Origin of the sequence: Flavobacterium tegetincola DSM 22377, from assembly GCF_000425485.1 — a bacterium.
In the GTDB taxonomy this organism is placed as follows: domain Bacteria; phylum Bacteroidota; class Bacteroidia; order Flavobacteriales; family Flavobacteriaceae; genus Flavobacterium; species Flavobacterium tegetincola.
Genome location: NZ_AUDN01000015.1, coordinates 127,202 through 139,738, shown reverse-complemented (window position 1 = coordinate 139,738; position 12,537 = coordinate 127,202). Strand labels below are relative to the sequence as shown.

Below are 12,537 nucleotides of genomic sequence, written 5' to 3'. Positions count from 1 at the left end.
ACCCAAAAAAAATAAAGAGATTTCTACGCATTTGTGTTTTTTTTTAAACCATTTTAGAATTTCCCGTGAATAATTTTCTCTAAATGTTCTGACGCTTTTTCAATATAATTTTGTTCAACATCTTGATTTTCTTTTAAGACATTATAAATTAATTCTTCAGTTTCAGCTCGTAAGTCAATCCAATTTATTTCAAATCCATAATCAACAGGATGATACGAATTTGAAACTACTATTTTTTGATTTTTTTTCGGATTATTGAACTCGAATTTGTCTGCAATTATAACACCGTTTGATTGTTTAGAAAAAGTATAAATCGGTTCATCAAAATCAAATTTTGTGTTCAGAAATTCAAAATAAAGTTTGGCTTTGTAAACAAAATTGATCCTTTTATTATCATAAATTTGATTCGATTGATTCATTTTTTTTAGATTACAATTCAACGCTTAATATTTCCCATCGATACCATTTTCTGTTCTCTTCTCTTTAATTTCTGCACGATTATCACTCATATATTTTATAAATTTTTCTCTATCGTCCATAGCATTTTTTATCGCTTCTGGCAATTTAGTTTCATCAAATGTAAGGCTTGGGTACACTGTAGATAACGATTTCATATTTTTATTATCTGCAATAACTGCGTTAATTATTTCGATATTTTTATCAATTTGACCAAGTGCATAACCATTTACAAATTCGCCCAATACTGTTTTAAATGCATCTAAAGCTTGCGTCAATTCGCCTGCTTCTGTACCATGTCTATTATCTAGTACCGTTTGTTTAAGAACATTTCTTCTAAATGAAGCTGTGTAAAACCAATAAACCGCTTCGTCTTTTTTATTCAAATCATACAATCTAGTGGAAAGCACGTACATCGTCATTATATCAACCTTGTCAATGTTAGTTTTAATGGTTTGTGCCACTTCTAAAATTTCTTTTTCATCGTTCGTTTTTAGGGCTTCACTATAAGAACCCACATTTATTTTAAAAGGTTCAGAATTATAATACGGTTCTACATAAATGCCAATAGGTTCCTTTGCCGGTTTTTTATCCGATTTTGAGTTGCAAGAAAAAAGTACTAACGAAAGCAATGCGGAGATATAGATTAGATTTTTCATAATAATAAGTTTAGCTGTTTAGTTAACATATCTTAAAAATAAGTAAATCTGCTCATCTGTCATCACTTACTTTGGTATTCGTTACTCGTTTATACTTATGTGTAGCAATCGAATGATTATTCGTAGTTGTAAAAATTAAAGAAAAATCTTTAAAATCGAGAATTTCAAAAATCGGTTTTGCAAACTTTAAAATCAAATTTACTTCCAACGATAATCGGCTAAAGAGGTGCGTTTGTTAAATATTTTATCATCGGTCTTTATAACCTCATCAAACGATTTAGAAACGATGTAAACCCTAACTTTAGCTTGGTTGAACAAATTTAGATAATGTTCGAAAACTTTTTTCATCGCTTGAGGATTTTGCTCATCATAAGCGAGTATGGCATTTTCTTCTGCAAATTTTTTGTGGTCATCTGTAGAAATATCAATCGATAGTTTAATAGTTTTTTGTTCGCTGATAAAAGAAATAGTGATAAAATCGTCCAAATCGATCTTGTCTTTTTCGCTTCCATATTTAGGCAATCCATTCGTTATAATTGTAGCATTTGGCATATTGGCACTAATTGCTTTGTATAAAGATTGCAAGTCCTCTTTTTTAGCATTTTTTGTAAGCAGAATCATTGCTAATTTTTGAGCTGCACTATCACTGATTAATTCTATGCTATTAAATTCTAACTTTCTGACATTGGCTACAGCGAGCTTGATTTTTTCAGTATTTTCCAATGCAAAAACAGAATAATTTTCTTTTGGCTGTCCAGCAATTTCACTTTCAAAACTATAATCCGTGGTGATTTGAATTATCGGACCTGCGTCTTTATTCATATCAGCAAGTTCATCCGCCAATTGAACCGGATTTATAGCATTGCTTATATTTTCCTCCTTAAAGTACGATGGTATTGATACTGCCAAATCTAAATTAGAAAGATCAACAGGTTTTACTTTAGCTAATAATTGTTCCTTATCCTTTTTAAGTCGAGTAATTTCGGCATCATATTTATCTTGATTTACCTGAATTAAATTTACAGAAAACGACTTTTGATCGTCTGAAGTTCCCGCATAAATAAAATTTATCTTTAAAAGGTCGCCTTCCACTTTTACTTCAGTAATACTATCCAGCAACTCCCCTGAATCTTTGATCCGAACATTAGTCAAGGACTTGAATTCTGAAAGTTTCATATTTTTCTCATAAGGATAGTCAATGGTCACAATGTCGCCGTTTTTAGTGAGATGAATGCGCATTTCGGCAATCATATCCATATAGCTGGACGTAATTCCGTGAAAAGGTCTTCCGTCCTTTTTGGTCACGTCTTTTGTTATCCAATACGATTTATCGTTCTGCTGTTTGCAAGCCATCGTTAAGAATAATGGGTAAAAAAGAAGTATTAATTTATATTTTTTCATTTGTTACTATTATATTCAGTTAAATGATTAAAATTGAAAGCCAGCGCTAATGTTGTGAAAATTACAATGCTTAAAAAGATGCAAAATATGCGATAAAATTCGAGTTCAATGGTGTAGAACAAAATTATCAATGGAAAATTTAACAACGAGGTGAAAAAGCAAACCCCAGCTATAAACTGCAATACTTTACAAATAAAGCCTTCCTTATCTTTTGTAGCAAAAGCCAATACCACAAATATGATAGGCAAGCCAAATATAGCCACGTAAGGAAATACTTCATAGGTTGGAATGTTTAAAGACGGTGCAAAAAACAGAAAATAATTTACCGAAAAGTACATCATCACGAGCCAAGGCAAAAGTCTCGACAATAGTTGAAATCCCATTTTTACTTCCTGCACTTTCTCTTTTGTGGTGGCAAAAAACAAGGCTTTTCCCACTTTTGCAATTTCCAGTTGGCCTTTTTCATTTTTTATAACAGTACCGACAATTACAACTTCATCCTTATTTTTTAAAAGGGATTCAATGTAGGCAAGGTCATTTACATTCCGTTTTAAAGAATGCTCATTTTTTACTCTTTTTGCCAGTTCTTTGAGTATGAGTTCGGTTGCATTTACAGCAATTGACCCATAATCGGTTTCCAACCGAAAATTTTTACAGGCGAATTGTTCTACGAGAATATTTGTACTGTATCCATCATCGTTGGGAATGTATTCTTCTTCCATGTAGTGATACCCAATACATTTCGCTTTAAAAAACGGCGAAATCAATTCTCCCTCGCTAATAATGGCTTTGCCTGCCAATCTTGCTGGTCCTTCTGTCAATTCAAATACTTTCTTTTGCTTAGAAAAAATGGTGGCCTTGAATTGCGATTTCGTAAAAACGAGCAAAATAGCAATTACCAAAGGAACAATCGGCACTAAAAATTTTGCAAAAAGAAACCCTAACGAAACAAGTACGAATAATCCCAAACATCCTAAGTTAATTTGTAATCTAGTCATTTTTAAAGTTTTTATCCTGCCAAATCCACTCGCACTAAAATTAACCTTTTATCATTAACAATCTTAAAAAGATAAATGATATTGTGTTCGCCCTCGCTCACATAATCACCGTTCTCATCTTTAAAATTATTGCGTATGGCAAAGTTTAACGTTAATGTATTTTCTACTTCGCTATAATCTGCAAATAGTTGGTATGCGCCATTAATATCTTCTATTGTTTTGGTTTGCAAATGTTGTTTACTAAATAATTGATCTGATTTTATTTTAAGTAGTAAAGTCGTGAAAATTTCAGGAAAAATATTTTTATAATATTTTGCTAAATCTGACTTATAAAATAAATCTGGATTGTCGAATTGCTTTTTTCTTTCTGCCCAATCGTTATCAGTAAGATTGCATAAAACTAGAATACTCTTTCCTTTATCATCAAAAGGAAAATTGAAATAGGTTTCCAACTTTACTACATCATTGTTATAAATCGCCATGCGGAAATTCCTGAAATCATCCATCCAATTAATGACTTTTACGTATCTTGAATCATTACTTTGGGAGTCTTCTTCTACGCTATTATTGCTTTCAATACCGATGGAATCGTTCTTGACAATCTCCGTATTTTTTGGTTGTGCAGTCGATTTCTTTTCCGTTGTTCCATTTCAGCCAAATAAGCATAAAATGATAAGCAACATTATATTTAAAAGGTTTTTCATAGTGATTTGTATTGCGGTTTAATCGTTTTCATCTTCAAATGTGTTTCTCTTTTTAGTTTTAATTTCTAAGACCAATTCAGCGTTGGGTACTTCCTCAAAATATTTAGCATCGCGTTTTGATACGCTTGATCTTCCTGCTTTAAGAATTTCATCATTAAAGGATGCGAAAAATTTAATACGACGTAGCGAAGCATTCTCGCCGTTGATAGTAATATAATATTCATCATCATTTTTGTAAACCACAAATCCTTCTAAACGAGCAAAAACTACCAATTGATTGCGTTTGATTTTGGTTTTATAAATATTGGTTTGTGAACCGATAGACCCATATTTACTTGACGCTAAATTCCCTGTTTTTGTATAATAAACAAATTGACCATCGCTAAAAATAGCATCATAAAAAGGTTTTAATCCCTGTAAATTGGCACCACAAATAAACTCCTTTTTCTCATCGTCGTAATAATAAATGGCTTTGTTATCAGAGAATAAAAGATGTCGAGCATTTGCAGTTGGTATTTGTAAACTGACAAGATGATTTAAATCGACAGCGGTAGTTCCAAATAATTTATTGTTTGCAGTGGCTGGAAATTGCATTCCATTTATAAAATGCTTTTTACCATCTGAGGCATAAAAAATTTGAAAATTGGTTTTAACAGCATGAAAATTTTTCACGTTTACGTTGGGCAATAATTGAGTTCGGTAGAAAGCATTTTTCTGATCTTTTACATAATCAAAAGTATCGTCAACTGAACTTATCGTATTCGGGTTGGCATATTTAACAACCGAATCTCGATAGTAAACATGGTTTTTATCCGTACCAAATCTAAAAGCTAAAGTATTAAAACCTGCGCTATGCGTTAATGATTTAAATGTGGCAGCATCGGCACTAGGAATTTTCAAAGTTTTATAAAAAACATTTTTAGCATCCTTGATGTAACACAAACCTAAATATTCAGCGGTATTGATATCAATGCTTGCTATCTTTTGGCCATTAGCAAATACGCTATTTTTATCTTTCCCGATGTTGGTTCCGTATTCTTGGCCAAAAACAAATGGTTTAAAAGTATGGAAATCTGCTCCTTTTAATTCAAAATAACCGTCTCCAACTTTTAACGCATAAACTTTACCCTGATACCTTGTAAATACGCTGGAACCAATATCTTGTTCATTATGTAATGAAACTCCATCCCCACTTTTAGAATAAATAACAATGGATATTGCAATAATAATAACGGCAAAAACGCTGGCAAGACCTAAAGAAAGTTTCAAAATCAACTTCCTACGTTCTTTGCCAGGTTCGAGTTTAGAGATGGTAAAGGAATGGTTGTTTGCCACAGCCGTATTTGCTGTATAATAATACTGCTGGTTTTTGGTTAAAACATTCTTGAGTCGAGCTAAGATTTGGTCAATTTCAGGAATTGTAATTCCGCTAAAAATAATTCCAATATTAATGTGGGTAATTTTATCGGTCTTTATCGTGATACGGTCCCAACGTTCGCTTCTTTTGAAAAATATAATCTCGTTAATTTCTTGTAACGGAATGTTGACTTTGGTGGTACCGAATTCTATTTTAAAATCCTCGTCACTTAATGAAATCTGAACTTGTTTTGGAAAAAATAGCGATGCCAATGACGAGGAAATATATAGGCTTAACAAAATTGGCGGAATCACTATGATCATCAAAGAAAATGGACTAGTCAAGGCAAATCCGAAAAGTTGAAATAACCATTCGTAAACCTTAAAATAGTATAAAGCAAAAACCAATGAGAAAGTGACAACCGATATCAATACATATATGAAAACGTAGTTTTTAGTAAGTAATTGACCTTTGAAAGTAATTGTCATTTTTTTTATAATTATTCAATTTGAAATACCATTAACAACCAAAATTGTTATTATAAAATATTAAAAATTTATTTTTTTCTGGTGCTAATTTTTAAAACTAAGCTTGGGTCTTTAATAGTTACAAAGCCTTTGTATTCATTGATAGGTGTTAAGTTATTGTCAATCACATTCTTTTTAAAGAGTGAGAAATTATCAATCTTGTAAAGAGAAATAGGGTCGTCATTTATCGAAATGTAGTACTCATTTTCATTTTGATAAACCGTTGCATCTCTTAATTGATGTAAAATAATCATTCCACTTTTTTGAAGATTTGTTTTATAAAGGATGGTCTGGTAACCATAAATCCCATTTGCCCGTGTTTTTAGTGGTTTTGTTTCTGTGTAATAAATAAGTTTATTATCGGTAAAAACACCCTCACCATATGGTATTAAATCAGCTATGTTTCCTGCACTTACAAAACTTTTGCGCTGTTCATCGTAATAGTAGATTGTCTTTTTATCTGAAAATAAAATGTGACGTCTATTATCTGATGGTTTTTGTAAAACTTGAAGATGATTTAAATTGACTGTTCTTGTGCCCCAAAATATATGATCGACTTTTAAGGGGAACTTTATACCATTTACATACTGGTTTTTGCCATCTGTTGTATAAATATTTTGATAATTTGAGGAGTTGTAATTATTGTTGAAACCTTTATTATCAGTGTAAAAATTGCTAATGATAAATATCATAATTATGGCAACGATCAAGCTACCGAATACTACTTTTAGAAACTTAAGGGTATGTTTATTTTGTTGGCCGTTGGTAAATTTTAACATTTGCTTGCCCTTATATGAGTGACCAGCCTCATAATTTAGATTGTATTTTTGAACTAAAGTAGATTTTATTAACGCAAAAAAGTCATCCACCTCTGGATTGTAAATCCCTAAAAATACATTGCCAAGATTTATATTTATGTTTTGTTGATCGGTTTGAACAGTAATTTTAGACCAAGCTTGCAATTTTTTATAAAAAAATAAATGAGTGATATTTTTAATTTTAATGATGACCTTCTCGTTATTATAACTTACTTCTAAATCTTCATCATTTAGCGATAACTTAACGGTATTTTTAAAATATGAAATAGTAAAGCGGTATGCGATATACATACTTATAATTGCAGAGAATACTACAAAGAACATAATTGACACTTCTCTGCTGATACTACCTGAAAAAAGATGGAAAACTAAATCGTACCCTTTAAAATAATAGAGCGAACATAAAACTCCAAAAACAATTACTGAAACCAATATAAAGCTTGAGAGGTATTTTGCTGTAAGTAATTGACCTTTAAAAGTAAAAGTACTTTCCATTTATTTCTTGATTAGAAATTCTTTTTCGGCTATACTTTCAAAAACTTTTTGCTCCTCATTCCACACGTAAGCGATATAATTGGCTACTTTGCTGTCTTCATTTTCTTTGCAAATGGCCGAGATAAATAACCGGCTATCCGGATTACTAATCGCTTTGTCTATATCCCAAAAGCACATATTTTGCTCGCCTAAAGGCAAATCATAAATTTTACCGTCTCTCACATCCATTATAAATCCCATAATACAACTTGCGCCACATCCAAAAATAGTCCCAACATAATGTCCGCCAAAAACTACGCTTGTGTCTTCATTATAAGCTTCCGTTATGCGGGTTTTGAAAAATTTAGCATCTGGATAACTGCTAAAATCGAGCGGTGCTTTCTTGTTTACTTCTTGAACATCAACCGAATATTTATCGAAATTGATGCTGTCTTTAGCCGTAATATCTTCTTCCGGTTCTTCGTTAGTATTAGTTATTCCACTTTCATAACTATCGCTTTCTAAAACCGTTTCTGAAGTATCAGGTTCGATTTCTGTAATTTCTAGCGGAGCCATCTTTACTGCTGTGCTATCTTGTTTATCGGCAACCGCTTCTTGCTTCTTTGTCTCGTTACAAGCAAAAAGTGAAACCAGCATTGTTAAGATTAGTATTGCTTTTTTCATGATTTATTTACCAATATATTTGATCTGCAAATTATTATGAGAATTTACTCTAAACGCCTTCGCAAAAGTCACGGTTGTTTTTTTGGTTTTGATGTCCAACGTTTCAATCCCTCTTTCGTTTACGTAAATTAAATGCGTTTTATCCACCAAATCTATATTGGATAAAACTTTATTTTTTGTTGGCATTTCGGTATAATTCTCGCCGTCTGTATTTAACCAAAAAATACTATTTTCGGTACTACCCATAATTTTACCGTCTTTCAAATTCCAAATATTGATGCTTCCTTTAACCACCTTTTTCCATTTCACTTTTCCGTTATCGGCATCCAATGCAAAAATGCAAGATTGATCGGATAAGCCTGTTTTCATCTCCACAAAAAGCGTATTATCATCTAAAAAAGTAATTCCGTTTTCTTGAAAATCAAACTGCGCATCACTAAAAGTCCATTTAAAAACTTTAGGATTTTTGATAAAAGTACTGTTGGGATCCATCATATCTATATCCGGCAAACTTGCATTTTTATCAAGTTTCAAACAGTAAAATTTCCCGCTTTCATCGCCGATAAAAATACTTTCATCATTGGCTTGCATTTGGGTGTAAATCGGTTTTTCAAATTGGTTGGTTTGATTATACGTCGGAGCTTCTCCCGATACTTCCGCACCTTCAAACATACCATAACTGGTTGATGTGCCTGGTTCTGGTGTAAACATTTCTAAATAAACGGCAGAGTTTACAAAGTAATTATTCCTGTATTTTATTGGTGCAAAAAAATTAAAAACCGTTGGTAAGTCGCTACGCCATTTTTCTTTTCCATTGGCTCTATCAAAATTAAATAGGTAACCCACACCTTGGGTAGGTTGCACTGTTCTTGCAATTACTACCTGCTGACCATCAATCATTGGCTTGGTCATCAATAATGGCATTAATTCCTTTAATCGCTCCGCTTCGGCATTTTCATCGTTACTACCCTCTTTTATTTCACTATCGCTTTCTGAAACTTGCTTTTTCCAGATTATTTTACCCGTATTAACATCGAAGTTGATGAAGTCGCCACTCTCAAAAGGCATGAATAGATTCTCGGCATCTACCACAAAATAATTTCTGTTACCGGCAGCGTCAATTATACTCGTGTATTCCCAAGCTATTTTATGTTCATCGATATCAAAATTTAAGACTTTTCCTTCTGTTGCTACCAATAATGTATTGTGGTTCACCTTAGTATTTTCTATTGTGTCGCCAGAATTTTTACAGGAAAAAAAACTCAAAATGAGTGCAATGTATAAGCTGAAATATTTTTTCATTGGATTTTTATATAATGTATTTAGAAGAAATTTTAGCGTCGGCCTAAAATAAGTTTTGTGGTTAAAAAATTGCCTCCAATATCGGTGCTAGTAGGGTTTTTTAATTTATAATTGGCTAAATTATATTTTGCCTTAAACTGATTAAATATCTCTTAACCAACGAAATATCGAATTTTCTACGCCTGGATCTACAAAAAAGCTAGACTCGCCCACGCCATTTTCCTAATCTGGAACGCTAAAACTTAAATCCCCAAATCCAAAACCGCAGATACCTTCTATAGCAAGTCTGTTATTAGCATAAATTTCATGACTGTATTGTAAAGATATTTGAACACCTGAATAACCATTTTTTTCTATAATCTGCTCGTCACTTTTTTTTTTGTATAATAGTTCAGTTTTGCCCAAATTTCCAAAAAAATCAAAATTGAATCCCAATCCGCTTTTTTCACTTTTTAGCTCCAGCAACAAACCGCCCATAATGGCATCTCCTAAAACAGCATTTTTGCCGGTACCAAACCAAGTACCTGAATACGCACCAAGATAAACTCCGTTTTTTTTAAAGTTTAGTTGTTTTACTTGAGCAGGTATTTCTTGTGAAAATCCAAAGAAAATTATATAAGTAAGAACAATTTTATTGAAATTTTTCATAAAGTAAGGTTAAATCTACTGATGAATTAATTTATAAAATAATGATTTTGAAATTAGATATGACAAAGCAATTTTATGTGAATTTAATCGGTAAGTTGTAGTTCGTCTAATGTTCCCTTTTTCTCTTTTAATTCTTTGATTGTTGTTTCTAGTACTGCAATTTGTTGCTCGAGATTGTTATTAGTTTTAGTCCTTATATACTTTCCTTTTTTAGTGATCATCATTGCTAAAAAAACTTTTATCTTCAAATTATAGCTTGAGAGATTTGTTATAGGATATTTTGCGTTTTTCAAAAATTCACTTGTTGAGTCAATTCCGTTCAAAACTTCGGTAGTCGAATATTCTTCATCTGGCTTTATTCCTTCAATGTTGTCATCAGCGTCGATTTCTTCGCCAGTTCCCCGTGAACCTGACGCAACTAGCTGACCAGTTTTGGCATCGAACACATCCATTTGGATGGTATATCTCAAAATTTCTTGCCCGGTTTTATTAATCAATGTATAATCAACATAAGGTACTTTCTCAGACATGAACTCGCCCTCAACCAAACTGATTTTCGTTAATTTAAATCCATCTAATTCTTTGTTTTGTAAAGAAATTTTCTCGTTATCTTTTTTTAAACTATCAATTTCTTTGGTGTGCTCTGCGATATTTTTATCCCTATCTTCTTTCAAAAAATTTTCTGCATAGCTCACCAAACCCGAAAAAGTTTTACCGTCCACCATCACCATAGAAATAGCGTCAAATGATTTACCCTTAAACCTAACATCATCTGGCTTGTCCCATTTTTCTTTCATGGCTTTCATAACTACCACTCTTAAAGCAATCTCTAGCTTTTCTTTATCGGCTTCATCTAATGTTTCTTCCATTTTGGCTTTAGATGCTTTGAAAGATTCTTCATCTTTGCCCGATAGTTTCGGACCGCAGCTTGTAAAAAGCACTGTTACAAGTATTAGTATTGTGAATTTAGTTTTCATAATTGGTTTTTTATTTTTTAATCTCTCCGAAAATTAGAAGGCATTTGATAATTAATTTCGCTTTCTAGAAACTGCTTTTCCTCATTTAAAAAAGCTCGAATACATATTAACACAAATGCGTTATCACAATCTGGCAAATGATTTGGGGTGGATATAATTTTATTTTCTCTGTACCCAAACCTAAAAAGCTTATACTGTTTTTCTCTGTTGGCCTTTCATAAATTAGGTTAAACAGTGGCACTGATTTTTCCAATGTTTAAAGTCATCCATGTAAGGCCTTCCGTTTGGATCGTTGTTAGTGGCAATATTGTCAGCGTTCATGCTATTAAATATTTCAAACTGTTGGCTAACGTAATTTTGATAAAAGTAAAATACGCCAATCATAACAACTAAGAAAATCCCCATTAGCCAAATTACTACTGATTTTCCTCGACCCGTTTTAACTTTTATTCTGTAATTATTTCTTCTTTTGGTTTCATATCAGTTATTTATTTTGCAAGTATTACTTAAAAGTAGACCTAAAATAGGTAATAATTTACACTCCAAACTTATAAATTGTTATGCGTGTACATTAAGGGTTTATTTGTAGCATCTGTATAAATATTCGTTTTATGGATTTGTAGAACAGGAAATAACATGTATCTGAATGGCCTTTATTTTTAAGTACGTTAGGATTTCCGCAGGCAAATTCTTAATTTGGTAGTACTAAAATTTAAACATTATTCCTTCTTTTTTAATTATGTTTAAAATAAATCAATTTCACTAACATGTATATCAAACACCTATTTAACCTATCCATTTTAATTTTATTTCTATTTATGAGTGAATCAAGTAATGCGCAAGATGAATTTGACATCATAAGACAATATAAAAAAGCATTGGTTAAATCCGACTCATTATTGGCTAATGGAACTATTGCTACAATAAATTCAAAGGAATTGCTAGCCATTACCAAGAAACTAGATCATAAACACCCTGAAGGATACATTTTACAAGCAATGTCATATTTTAAAGAAGGTAATTTCAATGAAAGTGACTTTTTGTATAATGTAGCAAAATTGAGGTTAGCGGATTGGAACAAAAATAATGTAGGTGCTTTTTACAACTTTTCTGGAGACCAAAAAATGCAGTTAGAAGAAGGTTTATTTTTATATATGAGCGCGGACATTGACAATTATAAAAGGGTTTTAGAACTAGCACTTAACTATTATAAAGACAACGACTATCTTTATATCAGTAAAAATAAAAAGTATCATAAAGCAGCAATTCCTGAGGAATATAGTGCAATGCTCAAAGAGTTTGACGAAAATAGAGAAACCGTGAAGCAAGGTTTATTCGAAACCAGAGAAGATATGCGAAAAAAAGTAGAAGAGTATTATTTGATGCTGAATTTAAAAGAGTAATTTAATACCCAATTTACCAAACATAAAATTATCCTCTATTAAAACTAATTTACCATTCACCACTTATGCAAGCATTTTTAAAGACAAATATTATAGTATTGCTGCTTTTTGCATTATTTGGATGTAAAA

12 protein-coding genes are annotated in these 12,537 nt (G+C 31.8%); 1 reads left to right on the top strand and 11 read right to left on the bottom strand.

Annotated elements, in window-relative coordinates; genetic code table 11:
• Positions 1-53: 53 nt before the first annotated feature.
• The 11 genes from H602_RS0103610 to H602_RS0103555 all read right to left on the bottom strand — a co-directional run bounded on the left by H602_RS0103610 (position 54) and on the right by H602_RS0103555 (position 11,005).
• Positions 54-419, bottom strand: coding sequence for a hypothetical protein (locus tag H602_RS0103610; protein WP_026976788.1), 366 nt, complete (start codon positions 417-419; stop codon positions 54-56).
• Between the two features lie 24 nt (positions 420-443).
• Positions 444-1,115, bottom strand: a complete 672-nt coding sequence (locus tag H602_RS0103605) for a hypothetical protein (protein ID WP_051224138.1) — start codon at positions 1,113-1,115, stop codon at positions 444-446.
• A gap of 198 nt (positions 1,116-1,313) precedes the next feature.
• Positions 1,314-2,516 (bottom strand): hypothetical protein, encoded by a 1,203-nt coding sequence (locus H602_RS0103595; RefSeq protein WP_026976786.1) that lies wholly within the window; start codon positions 2,514-2,516, stop codon positions 1,314-1,316.
• A complete protein-coding gene (locus H602_RS0103590) occupies positions 2,513-3,514 on the bottom strand; it encodes a hypothetical protein (protein WP_026976785.1) in 1,002 nt (333 codons plus the stop codon). The genes H602_RS0103595 and H602_RS0103590 overlap by 4 nt, the downstream gene beginning before the upstream one ends.
• A gap of 11 nt (positions 3,515-3,525) precedes the next feature.
• Entirely contained in the window at positions 3,526-4,020 is a 495-nt protein-coding gene (locus tag H602_RS0103585) for a hypothetical protein (RefSeq protein WP_157504857.1), read from the bottom strand.
• Between the two features lie 216 nt (positions 4,021-4,236).
• On the bottom strand, positions 4,237-6,063 hold the full coding sequence (locus H602_RS0103580; RefSeq protein WP_026976783.1) for a DKNYY domain-containing protein: 1,827 nt from the start codon (positions 6,061-6,063) through the stop codon (positions 4,237-4,239).
• 68 nt (positions 6,064-6,131) lie between these two features.
• Positions 6,132-7,415 carry a hypothetical protein gene (locus tag H602_RS0103575; protein WP_157504854.1) on the bottom strand — a complete coding sequence of 428 codons (1,284 nt, stop codon included), beginning with the start codon at positions 7,413-7,415 and terminating at the stop codon, positions 6,132-6,134.
• Complete coding sequence (locus tag H602_RS19245) at positions 7,416-8,078, bottom strand: hypothetical protein (RefSeq protein WP_051224136.1); 663 nt, start codon at positions 8,076-8,078, stop codon at positions 7,416-7,418.
• A gap of 3 nt (positions 8,079-8,081) precedes the next feature.
• Positions 8,082-9,380 carry an outer membrane protein assembly factor BamB family protein gene (locus H602_RS0103565; protein ID WP_026976781.1) on the bottom strand — a complete coding sequence of 433 codons (1,299 nt, stop codon included), beginning with the start codon at positions 9,378-9,380 and terminating at the stop codon, positions 8,082-8,084.
• 222 nt (positions 9,381-9,602) lie between these two features.
• Positions 9,603-10,028, bottom strand: coding sequence for a hypothetical protein (locus H602_RS0103560; RefSeq protein WP_026976780.1), 426 nt, complete (start codon positions 10,026-10,028; stop codon positions 9,603-9,605).
• 83 nt (positions 10,029-10,111) lie between these two features.
• On the bottom strand, positions 10,112-11,005 hold the full coding sequence (locus H602_RS0103555; protein WP_026976779.1) for a hypothetical protein: 894 nt from the start codon (positions 11,003-11,005) through the stop codon (positions 10,112-10,114).
• A gap of 818 nt (positions 11,006-11,823) precedes the next feature.
• Between H602_RS0103555 and H602_RS0103550 the strand changes: the two genes are divergently transcribed.
• Positions 11,824-12,408 (top strand): hypothetical protein, encoded by a 585-nt coding sequence (locus tag H602_RS0103550; protein WP_026976778.1) that lies wholly within the window; start codon positions 11,824-11,826, stop codon positions 12,406-12,408.
• Positions 12,409-12,537: the final 129 nt, after the last annotated feature.